Source organism: Algoriphagus sp. (assembly GCF_046296635.1).
In the GTDB taxonomy this organism is placed as follows: domain Bacteria; phylum Bacteroidota; class Bacteroidia; order Cytophagales; family Cyclobacteriaceae; genus Algoriphagus.
Map to the genome: position 1 here is coordinate 54,873 of NZ_JBKBKZ010000005.1, position 18,632 is coordinate 73,504.

The following is an 18,632-nucleotide window of genomic DNA, read 5'->3' on the forward strand; positions in this document are numbered from 1 at the left end:
TTATGACAACACTTGCGCTAAATATATCTTTAGAAGTCTTGCTAAAGTCATTAAGCAAACTTTCCAATCAAGAAAAAAAAGAAATTCATTCGTTTCTAGAATCCGAACTTTTAAAAGATGAAGTAAACGAACCTATTGAAACATACAGACTATCAGAAAAAACTCTGGCCAAAGATTGGTTGTCTAAAGAAGAGGAAGAAGCATGGAAAAGTTTGTGAAAGGTGATATCGTTGCGGTAAATTTTCCATTTTCTGACCTAAGCGCTACAAAACGAAGACCGGCATTAGTCCTTGCCTACGCAGAAAATGGAGATTATTTACTTTGTCAAATCACATCCAAAATCACGACAGCTGGGCATTAGAATTAACAGAAACAGAAATAATCGAAGGTGAATTATTTAAATCAAGTAATATTCGGCCCAATAGACTTTTTACAGCAGACCAATCAATCATTCTTTATAAAGTAGGACAGATTACTTTATCGATGAGAAAAAAGGTTGTAAATGCTGTTATTGCTTTAATTTCTTAGAGATAATTTTATTTGAAGCAGAACAAATCCACATTACTGACTTCCGAAATCGATTGAAACCAAATTTATTTTGCTTTTAATCCTTCAATTATAAAGAATATTCTAAAAACTTTTGGACCAAGGTTGGAATCTAAAATTATTGGTCTTACTTTTGCATCGTCAATTTTGACAAGAATATTTTTCGTGCCGTGATTCCTTACTGTCGCTTGTCTGGGATTTAGGATAACATGGCAAGAAAAAGTAAGGACAACATCATGGAAATCACAACACAATTCTCAGACCTGGGGATTTCGGGAGAAATCTTGCGGGCAGTGGAAGAAATGGGTTATACAACCCCTTCCCCAATTCAATTACAGGCTATTCCTTTCGTATTGGAAGGACGCGATCTTATCGGTCAGGCTCAAACCGGAACCGGTAAAACTGCTGCTTTTGCAATTCCAATCATCGACCTTGTCGATTCAGAATTAAACAAGCCACAGGCAATCATCCTTTGCCCTACCCGCGAACTTGCGGTTCAGGTAGAAGGAGAAATTCAAAAACTATCCAAGTATCACAGAGGCATCAACTCGGTTGCGATCTACGGTGGAGAATCTATTGATAGGCAGATCAGAGTACTTCGTAAAGGAGTTCAGATCGTGGTCGGTACTCCAGGACGTGTTCAAGATCACATCAACAGAGGCACATTGAAGCTTGACAGCATCGGCATCATCGTATTGGATGAGGCTGACGAAATGCTGGACATGGGTTTCAGAGATGACATCGAGGCAATCCTTTCGGAAATGCCTGCGGAAAGACAAACTGTCTTTTTCTCTGCAACTATGGCTAAGCCAATCTTGGACCTAACCAGAAAATATCAAACTAATCCTGAAATCATCAAAGTCGCTAAAAACGAGCTGACTGTTGCTAAAATCGAGCAGGTTTACTACGAAGTAAAGCCGTCTTTGAAAATGGAATTGATGACTCGCTTGATGAACATCAACAATTACGCACTTAGCGTAGTGTTCTGTAACACCAAGCGTATGACGGATGAAGTGACTGAAGCATTGGGTGCTAGAGGCATCTTAGCGGAGGCACTTCATGGTGACCTTTCTCAGGCCCAGAGAGACAAAGTAATGGGTAAATTCCGTAAGGGACTTTGCTCAGTTTTGGTAGCAACTGACGTAGCTGCTCGTGGTATTGACGTGGACAATGTAGAGGCAGTATTCAATTACGACCTTCCATTGGATGAGGAATATTACGTACACAGAATCGGCCGTACAGGTCGTGCCGGTAAGTCAGGTACTGCGATTACGTTCATCACAGGTCGAAGAGAAACAATGAAACTTAGAGATTTGGAACGTTTCACCAAGGCTACTATCAATAAAATGACGCCTCCATCTGTAACTGAACTAGTTGAGCTGAAAAAAGCACAATTGGTGAAGGATGTATATAGAGTATTGGCAGTTGAAGAAGATAATCAGCTTTTCGAAGCGACTATTGGACAAATGCTAACTGAAGGCTTGACTATCGAGCAGATTGCGCTTGGCTTGATCAAAATGAACATGGGTGAAACCGTGAAAGAATTGAAAGAGCAGGATTTCGGAATCGATACTTATGGTGGTGGAGATCGCAGAAGAGAAGGATCAAGAGACGGAGGTCGTGATGGCGGACGTGGTGATCGTTTCGGACGTGGCGAAAGAAGCGGTTCTGACCGTTTCCCTAGGGGCGAAAGAGAAAGCGGTGGTCGTTTCGAAGGCCGCGGCGAGCGCAGAGAAAGATTCGGCGATCGTAAGGAATTCACTCCAAGAGACGGAGAAAGAAGAGGTGCTCCAAGAGAAGAAAGAACCCGTGATGCAAATATGACTCGCTTGTTCCTAAATCTTGGAAACAAAGACAGAATCCGTCCCAATGATATCGTAGGTGCAATTGCTGGAGAAACCGGAGTACCGGGCAAAAGCATTGGTGGCATCGATATCTTTGACAACTTCTCCTTCGTGGACGTTCCTCAGAAAGACGCAGAACATGTGATCAAAGTAATGAAGAACAACACAATCAAAGGAAAGTCCGTCAACATGGAAATCTCTAAAGGTTAATAAGATTTAAGGTTAATAAAGTTTAAAGGCACTTTTCTTCATTGAAAAGTGCTTTTTTTGTTTCCTCATCTTTCAGTTTTAGTATGCAGCTTTTTTTTCAGGAAAAAATAGAACTCCCCATCTCCTATCTCGACGAGGAGGAATCTCGGCATCTGGTAAAAGTGCTGCGCAAAAAGCAAGGTGACCCAATTAGACTGACCAATGGAAATGGGCAGGTCTTTGATTGTGTGATCTTGGAAGCAAATCAAAAAAAAACGAGTCTGAAAATCCTGAATTCGACAGAAATTCCTGAAGACGATTTTCACATTCATATCGCAATTGCTCCAACCAAAAGTCCAGACAGAATGGAGTGGATGGTAGAGAAAATCACAGAATTAGGTTTTCATGAGTTGACGCTGCTAGAGACGATGAATTCCGAACGAAGCTTTTTGAAAACCGATCGGCTGAATAAAAAAGTGATTTCGGCCTGTAAGCAAAGTTTGAAATATCGAATTCCAGCTTTACATCCTACTAAAAAGCTAACCGAAATTTACAAATCCAAAGATTTTTCGGGTTATCAGAAATTCATTGCATATGTCGACGAAGATCATGAAAATCATCTTTTTGATATTGCCAAGCAAGGAGGAAAGTACTTGATTTTGATTGGTCCTGAGGGAGATTTTGACCCGAAAGAGATCAATGAAGCAATTTTGGCAGGATTTCAGCCTGTTTCACTTGGAAACAGTAGACTACGAACTGAAACAGCGGGAATGGCAGCGGTTCAAATGCTTCAGGTACTAAACCGCTGAATTTATCGTTCTTTTATTGATGAAGATTAAAGTATTCCTTGAAGTAATCGATCAATTTTTTAACTTAGATATCAAAGAAAACCCTCCAAGAGTTTCGAACCCTTGGAGGGTTATTACCATTAAGAAAAACTGCTGTGCCGTACAAAGAGCGAGAAATAGAAAAGAAATACTATTCCATTGGGGAAGTTGGAGAAATGTTCAAAGTAGCTCCTTCGCTCATCCGGTATTGGGAAGGTGAGTTTGATATTATCCGTCCTAAAAAGGACAAAAAAGGCAATCGACGCTACACTAAAGATGACATCCAAAAGATCAGATACGTCTATCATTTGGTAAAGGAAAAAGGATATACCCTTCAAGGTGCACAGGAAGTGATAGCTGCAGGTAAAAGCCAAGGCTTTGACAAGGTTGCAGCGGTTCAGAAGCTTCAGGAAATCAAGGACTTTTTAATCAATCTGAGGAATGAACTTAAAACCCGAAACGGATCCTGAAATTCTTCGCTATCATTTGGCACTTTCCCAGGCACCAAAAGTCGGACCTGGAATATTCAAAGCAATATTGGCTTATAGCGGATCTGCCAAAGCATTTTTTAATCTTACTAAAGGAAGAGCTTCGAAAATCCCACGAGTCGGAGAAAAACTTTTAGCTATTCAAAAACAAGCCGAATCACTTCTTAAAAGCGCGGATGACCTGATCAATCTCAGCGAAAAAAAAGGATTCAAAATCATTAGCTCCACTGACCCAAACTTCCCATCAAGGCTCAAAATGCAGGAAGATGGTCCAGTAATCCTATTTACACAAGGGAACGGGGAGTTGAATTTTGAGCGAAGTGTGGGGATTGTTGGAACTCGAAGTGCTACAACTTATGGGAAATCAATCACACGAAAAATAGTCGATGATCTTCTGCCCTATCAGCCTGTAATTGTTTCCGGTTTAGCTTATGGCATCGATATCGAAGCCCATCGGGCGGCACTTCAAGTAGGGCTCCCGACTATTGCTGTGATGGGTTCACCTATTACTCAGGTCTATCCGGCTGTTCATAAGAAAACTGCTGAGCAACTTCAGGAGACAGGAATCCTGATGAGTGAATATGCGCCGGGAAGCACGATGGTTCCGGGAAATTTTCCTGCCAGAAATCGGATTATTGCCAGTCTTTCAGATGCATTGATTGTGGTAGAAGCAGCAGAGAGAGGTGGCGCTTTGATCACAGCTGAAATTGCTTATTCTTATAACAAAGACGTGTTTGCAGTACCTGGAAATCTCCAATCCCCATTTTCTGAAGGCTGCAATCATCTGATTCGAAAAATGAAAGCCTCTATTTACACAGGTCCTGGGGATATTGCTGAAGCACTTTTTTGGAGCAAACCCGGTGAAGAAAAGATCAAGAAACCAGAATTGGACTTGGCAGGTCGGGATAAAGAAGACACCGTTATTCTAAAATTACTTTTAGAGAAAGGAGAATCTGAAATCGACCAAATCAGCTACCAAACAGAAATTCCGCTGGGAATGCTTTCTTCCAGACTCCTTTCTCTTGAATTTGAAGGAATTGTAAAATCCCTCCCAGGAAAGAAGTTTAAATTATTGGTTTAGACTTCTCGATTTAACCTTCAAAAATCTCCTCTAAATTAAGCCTGAATCCTTCAATGCAGGCAGATTCAACAATATCTCCTGAGATAAATAATTTAGAAGATCGATATTTTCCATCAACGAGGGAATAGATTAAAAGAGTTTGTTCATTTGGATGAATGACCCAATACTCCTTTACTCCTGACTCTTCATAGACAGCGTATTTCAACCTTAGTTCCTTTTTATTATTTCCGGGAGAAAGAATTTCAACCACCAAATCCGGAGTGCCAATACAACCCGCATCGTCTATTTTGCTTTCATCGCAGATCACACATAAGTCTGGCTGAAGTACCGTCTCTATATCCTGATTTTTTTTGGATTTCACGGGAAGCCTCACATCATATGGTGCTTGGAAAACCTGACATGGCTTACCTTTCAAAAAAATTAAAAAGGCAGAACCAAGCTTGAGTGAAACCTTTTGATGACTGGTACTTGGGGCAGCAGCCGCCCACTTATATACTTTACCCTTGATCAGTTCCACCATCTCATCCATCTCCCATGTCAAATAATCGGCGTAGGTGTAGCGGCCATATTCTATATCTGGCTCTTTTACAAGGTGTTTATCTTCATTCTCCACAAAATAAAGTTACAAAATTTAAAAAATATCGAGGTAGATTATGAAAAATTCATTCTGACTATCTCCTCTTCAGTCGCCGAATCACTTTAGGATAATACCATAAGTAAAACCCACTCAAACTCATTAGAATCAAGCCCAAAGCTGTCAGCGTCGAATAAGTCAGCTTTGCAGCTTCATCCCCTCCAAAGTAAAAATCAACAATACTTCCATCATGGACTTTTTCGATCCAATCCGAATGTCTAGTGTCAATTGACAGCACTTCTCCAGAAAGACCATCCAATTGAACTTCGGTGAAATGGGTCTTAAAGGTCACTTTCGCCACACCTTTATCCGGTCGAATATCGATTCGATCCACCTCAGAAGATTCTCCGATTTTTCGCATTTCACTTTCTGCAATACTCACCATTAGCGAAGGTGAAATCCACTCACCTTGCTCGATTTTCGTTTTTAATGTTGGAGGAAGCAATTCAGCTTTCTTTTTCCATGCTAAAAGAATCGATGTAATACCAATGATGAAAAAGAACACAATCAATGGAATTCCCATCCAACGGTGAAATGTTCTCAGCCAACGTAATGATTTTACTTTACCTTGAATCTTAAATTCAGCCATCAATCAGGAGTTAAAAACAAACTGTGTAAGCTTCATGGATTCAAGCAATTCTGATTTATTCAACCCTAAAGAATACCCTTCATTTTCGAGCGTTTCAATCATCACTTCAGTTGCCATATTTCCTACGAGTTCATCCTTTGCCATAGGGCAACCTCCGAAACCTTTCAAAGCTCCATCGAATCGTTTACACCCACCTTTTAATCCTGCCAGCACTTTTTCCTGAATCGACTCCCGTCTGCTGTGAAGGTGTGCCCCAAACTCAATATGCGGAAAGGCCTGAATCTGCACTTCAAATAAGTTGGTAATCAATTCAGATGAAGCTACTCCGATTGTGTCGGACAAAGAGATGGTTTCTACCTGAAGTTGGGCAAGCTTTTCTACGAATTCAGCGACCAATTCCGGTGAATAGGGATCCCCATACGGATTACCAAAACCCATACTGAGATAGACAACCTGCTTTTTCCCCTTTGCTTCGCAAAAATTTTGAATCGCTTCTACTGTCTTCAAAGCCTCATTAATACTTGCATTGGTGTTACGTTGCTGAAAAGTCTCCGAAATAGAAAGGGGAAAGCCCAAATAGTCAATTTCCTGAAAATGAAGCGCATCCTCCGCTCCCCTAGTATTAGCCACAATGGCCAAAAGCTTTGATTTGGAATCATGCAAATCGAGTAATTCCAAAACTTCGGCAGTGTCCCGCATTTGAGGAATTGCCTTTGGGCTCACAAAGCTTCCAAAGTCAATCGTGTCAAAGCCCACTTCGAGCAATTGATTGATGTATGCAGCCTTGATGGCAGTATCTATAAAATTGGGAAGACCTTGCATCGCATCCCGAGGACATTCGACCAGTTTAATCATCTCCCAAAATAAGAAAGATCAACGGAGCTCTGAAATAATTTTCCTTACGAAGCAAAATTTCAGTTTCTATGGGTCAATTGACATACGAGCCATCTTCGAATAGATAAAAAATAATCCCACATAGGGAAATATTGGGGTGTTTGTTGCGGAAAACGTGATATAGTTGATTCAGATTTTTGGGGTGAAATCTTCCCATTCTGATAATATGTGAAGATAAACGCCTTTTTAGCCCTCAAATATAAAGTTGGAGAACCAATTGCCTACTTATACCCAATACCATCAATTCTTTTTACTTAAAAAAAACAGTTTATGAAAATCAAATCAACATTAATTATAGGAACTGCTTGCATTGCAGTCTTTGCCTGCCAGACAAACAAATACACAGAACAAGACCGCGTAACTGCTACTGCTGCATTAAATTCTTTTGTAGACAGTGTTGAGACTGCGATTAAGGTAACTCCATCTCATGACTGGAGGACGATTGATTCCAGATTTGACAGTTTAGAGTCAAGATCTATCAAAGTCTATTCGGATTTAAAGGCTGAGAAAACTGAGATTGAAATTATTGAATCCCGCTACGCGACACTAATTGAAAACGGAAAACGAACTGAAGAGAATTTTGAAAAAACTGCTGAAATGCACCTTCAGAACGTGGAAAAATGGTGGGCAACTACGGCCAAAGAACCGACAGCCAAAAGAAAATTGACTATCCAAAACATTGAATCTACTACCAAGGGAAGCCTTGATTGGTTGGATGAAAATTTGAACAGCCTTGGAGAATCAACTAGAGATAAATACAACAAGATGCTTGTAGAAATTAGGAAGCCTTAATTTCAAAAAGCCAAAATTCAGCCCGCCAGATTATTTGGCGGGCTTTTTTGTTAAAAAATCTCCTTTGCAATTTTATAAGTCGCTTCTGCCTTACTCATCGTATAGAAATGAAGCGAAGGAACACCGGCCACTATCAATTCTTTTGATTGCTGGATTGCCCATTCGATTCCGACATTTTTTACATCCGAATTGGTTTTACATTTCTCCAATTCATCCATCAAGTCATCAGGGAAATCGAGAAAAAATGTTCTAGGTAGCATTGTTATTTGCCCAAGAGTAGTGATAGGTTTGATCCCGGGAATAATCGGGACATCAATGCCAGCCTCCCTTACTCTTTGTACATAATCAAAGAATTTTTGATTATCAAAAAACATCTGAGTTACAATGTATTCTGCTCCTTTGTCTATTTTTTCTTTCAAATACTTCAAGTCAAACTTCATACTCGGAGCTTCAAAATGTTTCTCTGGATATCCGGACACCCCTACACAGAAATCTGTGTGAAAACTGTTTTCGGTCTCTTCGTGTAAATAATGACCATGATTCATCCGGACGATTTGCTCAACTAGTTCGCTCGCGTACCCATGTCCGTTTGATTCCGGAGTAAATCTTCCTTCTGACTTCGGTGCATCACCTCGTAGGGCAAGGACATTTTCGACCCCGATGAAATTCAGGTCGATCAATGCATTTTCAGTTTCCTCTTTGGAAAAACCTCCACAGAGAATATGTGGAACAGCATCGACCTGAAATCGGCTCATGATCGCAGCACAAATCCCTACAGTTCCAGGTCGCTTTTTGGTACTTACTTTCTCCAGTAATCCATTAGGATGTTTTTTGTAGATAAACTCTTCTCTATGGTAAGTCACATCCACAAAGGGTGGCTTGAATTCCATCAAAGGCTCAATCCCTTCCAAAAGTTCTTTAAGACTTTGACCCTTTAGGGGAGGCAATATCTCAAAGGAAAAAAGCGTGTTAGTTGCGTTTTTTAAGTGATCAGTGATCTTCATAGAACTGAAATAGCTAATGTTGGTGTAGGTGAATAGGCCAAATTTGGGGATAATAAACGTTCAGCTTGCTGCATCGTGATTCCTTTTCTCTCGGCGTAGCTTGCCACTTGGTCTTCCCCGATTTTGCCCAATCCGAAATACTTACTCTCAGGATTTCCGAAGTAGAATCCGGATACTGAACTGGTAGGATACATCGCAAAACTTGAGGTCAGCGTAATTCCGATAGAATTTTCCAAATCCAATAGCTGGGAAATAGTCACTTTCTCGGAATGCTCGGGACAGGCGGGATAGCCGGGAGCCGGTCGGATTCCAGGATATTCTTCGCGAATCAAAGAATCATTATCCAAACTCTCTGAAGTTGAATAGCCCCAATAATTTTTCCTCACTTGCTCGTGGACGTACTCAGCTGCAGCTTCTGCCAAACGATCCGCTAAAGCCTTAAACAGAATATCATTGTAATCATCTCCTGCAGCTTGAAATTCGGCTAGTTTGGTTTCCATGCCAAGCCCGGAAGTCACCGCAAAGCAACCTAGATAATCAGTTTTATCGGGATGAAGGTAATCTGCTAAAGATCGGTTAGGGACTCCCTTTCCTTTTTTCCCTTGCTGTCGCAAAAAGTGGAATTTCGCCAGTTCCAAATTTTCATCGTTTGGTTCAAAGACTACTGCGTCATCCTCTCTCCGATGGACAGGATAAAGTGCAAAAACGGCTTTTGCAGTAAGCCACTTTTCTGAAATCAACTTATCCAACATATCTTGAGCATCAGCAAAGAGTTTCTTTGCTTCATGACCAACAACTGGATCTTCAAGGATTTTTGGATACTTTCCACTAAGCATCCAAGTACTGAAAAATGGAGTCCAGTCGATGTATTTTCTCAAAACAGAAAGGTCCAAATTCTCAAGAATCGTTCTGCCCAGCATTCTAGGTGTCACCGGTTCAAATGAGGCCCAATCAAGCTCCACAGGATTTGATTTAGCTTCCTCGTAACTGACCAATTGCTTCACCAACTGCTTTGCTTCATGCTCGACTCTAAGCTGCTGATAGGTTTCTTTGATTTGAAGTCTGTAAGCCTCTTTGGTTTCTTCAGAGATAGCCTCGCCGGCGATCGGTACTGATTTACTCGCATCTGTCACATGAATGACTATACCAGAGTACATCGGATCAATCTTCACAGCAGTATGGATCCTTGAAGTGGTTGCACCGCCAATAAGCAAAGGAATCTTCAGCCCCTGCCGCTCCATCTCCAAAGCTACATTGACCATTTCATCCAGTGAGGGCGTGATCAATCCGCTCAATCCGATGATATCAACTTTATTTTTAATGGCTTCATCGATGATTTTCTGAGCATCCACCATCACACCTAGGTCAATTATTTGGTAACTGTTGCAGGCCAACACTACACCAACAATGTTTTTTCCGATGTCGTGAACGTCACCTTTGACTGTCGCTAAGAGAATCTTTTTTAGTGCAGAGGCTTCCTGTCCTTCTTCCGGCAAAGGCATAAAAGGCTCCAAATACGCCACAGCTTTTTTCATTACTCGGGCAGATTTCACTACCTGAGGTAGAAACATTTTCCCCTCCCCGAAAAGATCTCCTACCACATTCATCCCATCCATGAGCGGGCCTTCAATCACTTTCAGTGGATTGACCAGCTCAAGACGAGCAGCTTCTGTATCCTCTACGATAAAGTCCAAAATACCCTTTACAAGCGCATGTTCGATTCGTTTAGAAACTGGATCTGATCTCCAAGCTTCATTCACTACTTCCTTTTTATCTGCTGCTTTTACTGTTTCAGCAAAATCCAAAAGTCGCTCAGTGGCGTCTTCTTTTCGGTCAAAAAGCACATCTTCGACACACTCCAAAAGATCCTTTGGAATGTCATCATAGACTTCCAGCATAGTAGGATTGACAATTCCCATGTCCATTCCGTGCTTGATTGCATGGTAAAGGAATGCCGCATGCATTGCTTCCCGTACTCGATCATTTCCCCGAAAAGAAAAGGAAACATTACTCACTCCACCACTGACTTTTGCCCCGGGAAGGTTTTTTTTGATCCATTTGGTAGCAAGAAAAAAGTCCAGGGCGTTTTTTCGATGTTCGTCCATTCCCGTAGCCACAGGGAATATATTCGGGTCAAAAATAATGTCTTGACAATCGAATCCGACCTGGTCAACTAACACACGGTAGCTTCGCTCACAGATTTGAATTCTCCGCTGGTAAGTATCTGCTTGACCTTTTTCATCAAAAGCCATCACCACCACAGCAGCTCCAAATTTCTTGATCGTTTTTGCCTGTTGAAGGAATTCCGCTACTCCGTTTTTTAATGAAATCGAATTAACGATTCCTTTTCCCTGCACGCATTTCAATCCGGCCAAGATGATGCTCCATTTGGAACTGTCAATCATGATGGGGATTCGGCTAATTTCAGGTTCGGATGCGATCAGATTCAGGAATTTTACCATGGCAAATTCCCCATCGAGCATTCCTTCATCCATGCATACATCAAGCACTTGAGCTCCTCCACGAACTTGGTCAAGTGCAATATCCAGCGCATCGTCATACTGCCCATTGAGAATCAAGCGGGCAAATTTCTTTGAACCAGTGATATTTGTTCGCTCGCCGATATTGACAAAATTGATATTGGGAGTGAAAACCAAAGGCTCTAAGCCAGAGAGTTTCAAGTAGTTTTTATTAAACATTGTTTGCCTCCTCCTCTTTTACTTCCTCGATTTTTCTGGGCTTAAATTCCGCTGCCAGCTGCGCCAGTGCACGAATGTGATCCGGTGTAGTTCCGCAGCATCCGCCCAGAATATTTAACATTCCTTCTTTCAAAAAGTCTCGTACCTGATCCGCCATTTCATTGGCTCCCTGATCGTAGGCTCCAAATTCGTTTGGTAATCCAGCATTAGGATATGCTGACACATAAAAGGGGGCATTTTGAGCTAATACTTTCAGGTATGGTCTCAATTCTTTTGCTCCCAACGCACAATTCAATCCTACAGAAAGCAACGGTACGTGAGAAACTGAAATCAAAAATGCTTCTGTTGTTTGACCTGAAAGGGTTCGGCCTGAAGCATCGGTAATCGTCCCGGAAATCATAATTGGGATTCCACCTTCCTTTGGATCTAGCGGAATATTTCGCTCTTCATAGACTTCTTGGATCGCATACAAGGCGGCTTTTGCGTTGAGGGTATCAAAAATCGTCTCCACCAAAATGATATCTGAACCACCATCTAAGAGCCCTCTTACCTGTTCGGAATAGGCCTCTGCAAGTTGGTCAAATGTAATTGCACGATATCCGGGATCATTTACATCCGGCGACAGAGAGGCTGTTCGATTTGTCGGACCAATCGCACCTGCAACAAATCTTGGTTTATTAGGCTCTGTTACAGAAAATACGTCAGCAACTTCCCTTGCGAGTTTGGCTGATTCATAATTGATTGCATAGGCCAAGTGAGACAATTCATAATCAGCCTGAGCAATCGAAGTCCCCGAAAAGGTATTGGTTTCGATGATATCTGCACCAGCTTCGAGGTATTCTCTGTGAATCTGACGAATGATATCCGGTCTACTAAGCGAAAGTAAATCATTATTACCCTTCACGGATTTTGGGTGGTCCGCTAATTCAGGAGTTCTAAAGTCCTCTTCGGTGAGCTTGTATCTTTGGATCATCGTGCCCATAGCTCCATCAAGAATCAGAATCCTATTTTGAATGGCTTGAAGGAGGACTTTTGTTTTGTTTTGCATCGTCAAATAATTAAATCAAAAAGCGAATCGAGCAAAACACGGAGGTGAGTCACAAGTGACTCGTCCGCTCATCTGTTTCCGGTCATTTCCGAAATGGGAGTTAGCACCTTATTTCCAGGTTGCTAAGACGTCATAGGGCCCTTCCCTCAGTCTTTCTCGATAAGCTGTTCAAAGTTAATAGCATTTTGCCAAAAAAGTTTAAGAATTATTTGATTTTCGGGCGCTTTATTGATTATTCATTAGAAAAAACTCAATTAGGGTCTAACTCCTACACTAAAACCTACCATTGGGCCTGAAAGAAATTTTGCCATACTGAGCTCACCTAACCTGTAATTCCCTAAGGCCAGTTCATAGCCCGCAGATGCACTTAAGACGACATCAAACAGGTTTCTCTTGGTGATAGGAATTCCATATTCAAAAATCACCTCAGGTTTTGCCATCAGGCCTGAACTTCTCAAGTAACCGTCAAAATTTCGCTGCTCAAAAAGCTCGGGGAAATCAGGTTTTTCGATTTGGCTAAGCGTATATCTGATGTTACCATACCCAATCCCTCCCATGGCACCGATTGCGAAGTTTTTAAGCTGGAAAAATTTCACACCCGCATTGCCATAGATTCTCAAACTATTGAGAGTCTGAGATTGAAAACTATTAGCCTGACCCTCCAGGGCTGAGTTAAATACATCAATCCCGTACAAAAGCCCGTCTGTTTCGCCAAGAATTCTGAGACCCCAGTTTGATGGTTTACCCTCAAGTGGTGAATATCCCAGTTTTATGAGTTCAGAATTAAAAGCATCAGGCTTCCTAAAGTGAATCCCTCGGATAAATGAAACTCCTATTGAGGCATCTTTGTAAAAAAAATTTCTATCAGGAAGTGATATTCCAGCCCCGACCCTTAAAAATGCACCAGCCTGAGTATTGTCAAATGACAGTCCGTTCATTTGCCATTTTCCCTCGAAGGGACTAAACGAATAACCTGCTTTTGCAATGATTTCGACAGCTTCTTTCCTTCCTGGCAAATCAAAATCGTAGCTCAAATGAAAACCAATTTCAGTTAAGAAGTCTCCAAAATACTTGGTTCCCCTATGGATATTATTTTCTCTTAGGATAAATCCTTCCTTCGGTTCAAGAAGAAAAGTCTCAAGGTTCTGATTGTTTTTGGCAGGAAGCATCTCAAAATTCAAGTACCCCACTCCTAGGGACATGTAATGAATCAGTTGAAATTTCCCCTCCTCGGTCAATGAATAACCTACATTAAAAAGTGCCCTTGAAGTTCGGTACCTAATTTCAAAATCATCAAAATCACTGGCTTTACTTTGATGCTGAGACAATTCGAACCCTACCAGAAAATCATTGATTCTTGCCTGATATCCAAGTCCATAGGACCTATATCGATTCTGCATCGATGAAAGTCCCCTCTCTGATAGCATTTCATTAAACTGACGGAGATTAGCTCCTGAGAAACCCGTAAAGCCATAAAGAGAGGAACGTTTGTTAATCTGCTCTTGAGCCTTAAGAATTACAGGGGATATGAAGAAAATGAATAAAAAGAAATACCCTCTGATAAGCGTCATCTAGTCGGAATTGGAAATGAAAGAGTCAAGTTTCGAAACGCATTGGCAAAATTTATGCTAAATCTCATTTACCTCGGGATTTTTTGGCTTGAGATACTTCACTATTTTTTCAAACAGAATCTCTGGCGTAAAAGGTTTAGGTACAAAATCATTAATGGCACTCATCCTCATCTCCTCTCTTATTTCATTGATAGAGGCCGCTGACAAAGCTAAAATCGGAATATTTTGTTTGTCCACATTGGGATGATTTCGTATTGCTTTTGCAGCAGCGAAGCCATCAAGTTCTGGCATTTGTAGATCCAATAGGATCAAATCAAAGTGCTTTCTATTGAACTGATCCAAAGCTTCCAGACCATCCGAGGCGATCACCAAAGAACCAACTTCCCATTTGGTTAAGAATTTCCGAATCAAAATCTGGTTTACGGCGTTGTCCTCTGCTACTAATATTGACGCATGTTTCAGGGAGCGAATCTTAGGGGTTGATCCTGGAATTAAAGAATCAAGTTTCCTTGAATCCACAAATTCAAATGAAATAATAAATTCAAAAATACTTCCAACATCCTTTCTGGACCTTACTTCGATTTCACCACCATGAAGCTCAACCAGTCTCTTGACTATCGCAAGGCCAAGTCCTGTTCCTCCATATTTCCTACTTGTAGAAGAAGATGCTTGTGTAAAAGCTTCAAAAATTGATTTTCGCTTATTCTCCGGAATTCCAATTCCCGTATCTTCAAACACAAACTTGATATCAGTTTGATTTCCTTGCATGTGTTCTTTGGAAATTGATATTCTAACGAAACCAGTATCAGTAAATTTAATTGCATTGGACACCAGATTATTTACGATTTGACCGATTCGAAGTGAGTCACCAATGAGCATCTCTGGTATTGCCTCATCAATTTCACAGGTGATTTTAAGCGATTTCTCGTTGGCTTGGAAGCTATGAGAATGGACTATTCGGTGGATGATATTCCTGATATCAAACGGAACATGTTCTAATTCAACCTTACCTGAATCAATTTTATTGTAATCAAGAATGTCATTGATCAATGCCATCAGATTTTCCGCTGAAAACTGGAGCGTTTTCAAATTTTCCAATTGGTCGGGCCGAGGATCCTCCTCCATCAGAAAATGAGACAAACCTATGACTGCATTCATAGGAGTACGGATCTCATGACTCATTACGGAAAGGAACTGGGACTTTATTTGAGAAGCTTGCTCAGCTTTTTCTTTGGCCAAAAGTAGCTCTCGTTGAGTTTCTTTAAGTTTGGAAATATCTCTTGCCACACCTGTGTAATACCGATGAATTCCATTTTTGTCCTCGATAAGTTTTCCATTGGTACTGAATACACGGTATTCTCCATTTTTATGTCTCAATCTAAATTCGAGGAACTGATTTTGGGCAAGAAAGTCTTTCTCCTTATCCAGCATCTCCTGAAAAACACCTAGATCATCAGGATGGATAAAATCAAAAATGCTTCGCCCAGTCACTTCCTCATAAGTATAATCTAAAAATTGCTTGACATTGGGAGAAACATAGTGAAGTAAGAATGCTTCGGTAAGTGAGAATATAATCTCCGTGGATTCCTCAACTAATCGACGATATTTTTCTTCGGATTGCTGCAGGTCCAGCTTAGCCTGATACTCATCCTGAATATCTCTGATTATACTTAGCGCATATTCTACTTGCCCATTTTCAATGATGGGTCTAATGGTCCGTTGATATTGCCTTCCTTTAATTGAAAACTCAGATTCTACAATTTCTTGCTGAAAATATACTCTATCCAAAATTGCGTTTATTTCCTCGTAGGGAGTCAACTGGATTTCAAATAGACTTTTACCTTCAAAAACCTCCCGGCTCAAACCCCATTTCTCAAAGTTGGTGCCCTCTGCTAGAATATACCTCCTATTCTTATCCATGAGGAAAATATTGGTACCGGGTATATTTGATGCCAATACGCGGTATTGTTCGTCCCGCTGAGAATTAATGATTTCAAGATTTTTCCTGTCGGAAATATTCTGAAAAAGTCCTTCATGAAGAATAATCTTACCTGAGTCAGAGACTACATCACGAGTCCGATCTTCCACCCATACGTAAACACCGGTGGATGTTCTTATTCGATACTCCCCTGAAAACGCAGGAATCCCATTCGATGAAATTTTAGCTTCGGCATTTTTTTGAATGATTTCCTTGTCTTCAGGATGTAATAAATCCAAAAAGGAAATAGCATTATTCATTAACGCTGTGGCGTCATACCCAAAACGGCTGATATTCTCAGAGATATACCGGATTTTATAATTATCGTTTGGATCAACTCTGAATAGTACTGCAGGACTATTTTCAACTATTAACTGAGCCCGTTTTGCTATTTGTTCAGATTTGTGCTTTTCCTCCAACCCTCTCAAAATAACTGAGTAGCCCACTTTCTCTTTTCCTTCAGCGTGAATAGCCTGAATGGAAATTTCAAATGGTGAATAATGTGTGTGCTTGGTTTGTAAATAGCGCTCCATTTTCCAGACTTCACCTACTTCAAGTTTTTCAGAAATCCGCACTAGCTTCTCATCATTCTCCCAATGAATGGATACCAAATCCTCAAGATATCCATCAAAATCTATTGTAGTTTCGGGACAGCACAATTGAATTGCAGCTTCATTTAGGTAAATAACTTCCAAGCATAAATTTGTGACCAATATCGGATCACTTACCTGGGCTAAAATCTGGGACTGAAGCCTTAAGTAGCTTTCTGAAGCTCTTTTATGTGAAATATCCGTGCAAAACCCATAAACCTCCAAGCCTTGGGTCAGGAACTCCCGCTTACCTTCTATTTCATAGCTGATAAATCGTACTTTATCCGAAGGGTCAGTGATTGTAAATTCCCCTGAAGTTCGAGTTAATTCTTGACTTGCTTTCCGCAGGTTCTTGATGAACTCGGCGCGAAATTCCTTGTCTATTCTGAAAATCAAGGAGGAGAACTCTTCGGTAGTAGGCTGGCTTCCTAGGCCAAATAGACTGGAAAATCCACCAGAACAATAAAATCGATTTTTGAATGCGCTAAACCTCCATGAACCAGATTTGGAAAGCACTTCAGTCTGGGTCAGAAGATTTTCATTTCGTTCGATTTTCCGCTGCATTTGGACACCCAGATAAGCACCAGCCAAGACATCTCCTAATTGCCTGAGTACTTGAATTTCTTTTTCGTCAAAAGGAAAGACTACACTTCCAGATTCAAACCGCACTAAACCCAAGAGTTTATTTCCAGAAATCATGGGAATCAAAATCCTTGAATTAACCAAGTCTCTCATTGCCCGTTGAGATCCAAATTCACTAGAGATTAATCTTACTTTTCCCCTTTCCAAAAATGGTTGGTTTTCAAAAATCAATTTCAACTCATCTTTTGGAGGTGAATGGTGTGTGTTACCTTCTTTTGTTGCTGACCAAGAACTAAGCGATTCCAACTCGTCAGTTTCTTTGTTGAAGACGAGAATCTCTCCATGAATGGCATTAAGGAATTCACCGAATTTGGATAATCCCGAATAAAAGTCTGATTCCAAATCCTTGAAATTCCCACCTATCATTCGAGAAGACATCTGAATGATCAGATTCTCAATTTCGTATCTTCTTTGCAGAGATTTTTCAGTGAGGACATACTCCGTGACGTCTCTGGAACTGAATATTATACCTTGGATTTGAGGATGATTGAGCAAGTTTTTGGCAAAACTCTCCAAATAAATTCGCTTACCATTCCTCAGCTTAACCCAAAAGTCAATCGAAACTTCCTCATCTGTCTGCAGCACATTGAAAAAATCGCCTTTGACGATTTCCAGTGAGCCTAATTCTGCAAATTCATTGAAATTCTTCCCCAATATTTCAGAAGGAGAAAATCCAAGCTTTTCAGTCACAGAGTCACTAATAAATTTGTAATTCCCATTTCTGTCAAGAATAGCGATCAAATCATGACTATTATTCAGGATACTTTGGACGAATTGAAGCTCATGAGATAGGATCTGGTCGGATTCTACTAAACTGGATTCACCCTTGCTATCACTGTTTTTTATTTCTGTCCCTTTGGCAATTAAAAATCGGGAACTATAACTCGAAGGAATATTAATAAATACCCATTCGAACTGATATTTTTTTTCGTCAGCCGAATAGAGATTTTTTACAACTCTACCATGAGGTTGAATTCCTTGTTGAAAGAACTTATCCAGCTCTGTCAGGAGTTCAGGTTGGTCAAAAAAATCCCTCCAATTGTCAGGAATAAGTTTAAAATTTTCAAGGAAATAATTGTTGAAAAAAATAATTTCATCTGAATCTAATAAAAACAGCGGTTCCTGCATTTCATTCAGAAAATCAGAGATATCGAACTGTTGGAATAGATTCATAATTTTGAAAAAAGGAATTCGGAGAGTTGATTTATTTCTCACC

General features: G+C 40.6%; 15 protein-coding genes and 1 riboswitch. Of the genes, 7 read left to right on the forward strand and 8 right to left on the reverse strand.

Annotated elements, in window-relative coordinates:
- The first annotated feature begins 2 nt into the window (after positions 1-2).
- The 6 genes from ACK4HU_RS05470 to dprA all read left to right on the forward strand — a co-directional run bounded on the left by ACK4HU_RS05470 (position 3) and on the right by dprA (position 4,975).
- Positions 3-218 (forward strand): hypothetical protein, encoded by a 216-nt coding sequence (locus tag ACK4HU_RS05470; RefSeq protein ID WP_409804055.1) that lies wholly within the window; start codon positions 3-5, stop codon positions 216-218.
- Positions 203-361 carry a hypothetical protein gene (locus tag ACK4HU_RS05475; protein WP_409804057.1) on the forward strand — a complete coding sequence of 53 codons (159 nt, stop codon included), beginning with the start codon at positions 203-205 and terminating at the stop codon, positions 359-361. Before ACK4HU_RS05470 ends, ACK4HU_RS05475 begins: the two co-directional genes overlap by 16 nt.
- A gap of 421 nt (positions 362-782) precedes the next feature.
- A complete protein-coding gene (locus ACK4HU_RS05480; protein WP_409804321.1) occupies positions 783-2,600 on the forward strand; it encodes a DEAD/DEAH box helicase in 1,818 nt (605 codons plus the stop codon).
- 83 nt (positions 2,601-2,683) lie between these two features.
- Positions 2,684-3,388 carry a 16S rRNA (uracil(1498)-N(3))-methyltransferase gene (locus tag ACK4HU_RS05485; RefSeq protein WP_409804059.1) on the forward strand — a complete coding sequence of 235 codons (705 nt, stop codon included), beginning with the start codon at positions 2,684-2,686 and terminating at the stop codon, positions 3,386-3,388.
- 134 nt (positions 3,389-3,522) lie between these two features.
- Complete coding sequence (locus ACK4HU_RS05490; RefSeq protein WP_409804061.1) at positions 3,523-3,876, forward strand: MerR family transcriptional regulator; 354 nt, start codon at positions 3,523-3,525, stop codon at positions 3,874-3,876.
- Complete coding sequence (gene dprA / locus ACK4HU_RS05495; RefSeq protein WP_409804062.1) at positions 3,848-4,975, forward strand: DNA-processing protein DprA; 1,128 nt, start codon at positions 3,848-3,850, stop codon at positions 4,973-4,975. The genes ACK4HU_RS05490 and dprA overlap by 29 nt, the downstream gene beginning before the upstream one ends.
- A 10-nt stretch (positions 4,976-4,985) precedes the next feature.
- Here the strand turns inward: dprA and ACK4HU_RS05500 are convergent, their stop codons facing one another.
- The 3 genes from ACK4HU_RS05500 to ACK4HU_RS05510 are packed head-to-tail and all read right to left on the reverse strand — an operon-like array spanning position 4,986 to position 7,053.
- On the reverse strand, positions 4,986-5,588 hold the full coding sequence (locus ACK4HU_RS05500; protein WP_409804065.1) for a Uma2 family endonuclease: 603 nt from the start codon (positions 5,586-5,588) through the stop codon (positions 4,986-4,988).
- A gap of 58 nt (positions 5,589-5,646) precedes the next feature.
- A complete protein-coding gene (locus ACK4HU_RS05505) occupies positions 5,647-6,198 on the reverse strand; it encodes a PepSY domain-containing protein (protein WP_409804068.1) in 552 nt (183 codons plus the stop codon).
- 3 nt (positions 6,199-6,201) lie between these two features.
- On the reverse strand, positions 6,202-7,053 hold the full coding sequence (locus ACK4HU_RS05510) for a hydroxymethylglutaryl-CoA lyase (RefSeq protein WP_409804070.1): 852 nt from the start codon (positions 7,051-7,053) through the stop codon (positions 6,202-6,204).
- 309 nt (positions 7,054-7,362) lie between these two features.
- Here ACK4HU_RS05510 and ACK4HU_RS05515 point away from each other — a divergent pair, with 309 nt between their 5' ends.
- The gene (locus tag ACK4HU_RS05515) at positions 7,363-7,884 is read left to right on the forward strand and encodes a hypothetical protein (protein ID WP_409804072.1); all 522 of its coding nucleotides are present in this window, start codon (positions 7,363-7,365) and stop codon (positions 7,882-7,884) included.
- A gap of 50 nt (positions 7,885-7,934) precedes the next feature.
- On the opposite strand, the gene metF is transcribed toward ACK4HU_RS05515, so the two are convergent.
- The 5 genes from metF to ACK4HU_RS05540 all read right to left on the reverse strand — a co-directional run bounded on the left by metF (position 7,935) and on the right by ACK4HU_RS05540 (position 18,589).
- Entirely contained in the window at positions 7,935-8,888 is a 954-nt protein-coding gene (gene metF, locus ACK4HU_RS05520) for a methylenetetrahydrofolate reductase [NAD(P)H] (protein WP_409804074.1), read from the reverse strand.
- Positions 8,885-11,587 (reverse strand): methionine synthase, encoded by a 2,703-nt coding sequence (gene metH / locus ACK4HU_RS05525; RefSeq protein WP_409804076.1) that lies wholly within the window; start codon positions 11,585-11,587, stop codon positions 8,885-8,887. Before metH ends, metF begins: the two co-directional genes overlap by 4 nt.
- A complete protein-coding gene (locus tag ACK4HU_RS05530) occupies positions 11,580-12,635 on the reverse strand; it encodes a homocysteine S-methyltransferase family protein (RefSeq protein ID WP_409804078.1) in 1,056 nt (351 codons plus the stop codon). The genes metH and ACK4HU_RS05530 overlap by 8 nt, the downstream gene beginning before the upstream one ends.
- 65 nt (positions 12,636-12,700) lie before the next feature.
- A riboswitch (SAM riboswitch) is annotated at positions 12,701-12,801 on the reverse strand.
- A gap of 88 nt (positions 12,802-12,889) precedes the next feature.
- Entirely contained in the window at positions 12,890-14,206 is a 1,317-nt protein-coding gene (locus ACK4HU_RS05535) for a hypothetical protein (RefSeq protein ID WP_409804080.1), read from the reverse strand.
- Positions 14,207-14,263: 57 nt separating this feature from the next.
- Positions 14,264-18,589: a PAS domain S-box protein gene (locus ACK4HU_RS05540; protein ID WP_409804082.1), complete on the reverse strand. Its 4,326-nt coding sequence runs from the start codon at positions 18,587-18,589 to the stop codon at positions 14,264-14,266.
- Positions 18,590-18,632: the final 43 nt, after the last annotated feature.

What these genes read in the sequence shown, in the direction of transcription:
- ACK4HU_RS05470 (WP_409804055.1), top strand. Translation starts at nt 3, where the DNA reads ATGACAACACTTGCGCTAAATATATCTTTAGAAGTCTTGCTAAAGTCA.
- ACK4HU_RS05475 (WP_409804057.1), top strand. Translation starts at nt 203, where the DNA reads ATGGAAAAGTTTGTGAAAGGTGATATCGTTGCGGTAAATTTTCCATTT.
- ACK4HU_RS05480 (WP_409804321.1), top strand. Translation starts at nt 783, where the DNA reads ATGGAAATCACAACACAATTCTCAGACCTGGGGATTTCGGGAGAAATC.
- ACK4HU_RS05485 (WP_409804059.1), top strand. Translation starts at nt 2,684, where the DNA reads ATGCAGCTTTTTTTTCAGGAAAAAATAGAACTCCCCATCTCCTATCTC.
- dprA (WP_409804062.1), top strand. Translation starts at nt 3,848, where the DNA reads ATGAACTTAAAACCCGAAACGGATCCTGAAATTCTTCGCTATCATTTG.
- ACK4HU_RS05505 (WP_409804068.1), bottom strand. Translation starts at nt 6,198, where the DNA reads ATGGCTGAATTTAAGATTCAAGGTAAAGTAAAATCATTACGTTGGCTG.
- ACK4HU_RS05510 (WP_409804070.1), bottom strand. Translation starts at nt 7,053, where the DNA reads ATGATTAAACTGGTCGAATGTCCTCGGGATGCGATGCAAGGTCTTCCC.
- ACK4HU_RS05515 (WP_409804072.1), top strand. Translation starts at nt 7,363, where the DNA reads ATGAAAATCAAATCAACATTAATTATAGGAACTGCTTGCATTGCAGTC.
- metF (WP_409804074.1), bottom strand. Translation starts at nt 8,888, where the DNA reads ATGAAGATCACTGATCACTTAAAAAACGCAACTAACACGCTTTTTTCC.
- metH (WP_409804076.1), bottom strand. Translation starts at nt 11,587, where the DNA reads ATGTTTAATAAAAACTACTTGAAACTCTCTGGCTTAGAGCCTTTGGTT.
- ACK4HU_RS05530 (WP_409804078.1), bottom strand. Translation starts at nt 12,635, where the DNA reads ATGCAAAACAAAACAAAAGTCCTCCTTCAAGCCATTCAAAATAGGATT.
- ACK4HU_RS05535 (WP_409804080.1), bottom strand. Translation starts at nt 14,206, where the DNA reads ATGACGCTTATCAGAGGGTATTTCTTTTTATTCATTTTCTTCATATCC.
- ACK4HU_RS05540 (WP_409804082.1), bottom strand. Translation starts at nt 18,589, where the DNA reads ATGAATCTATTCCAACAGTTCGATATCTCTGATTTTCTGAATGAAATG.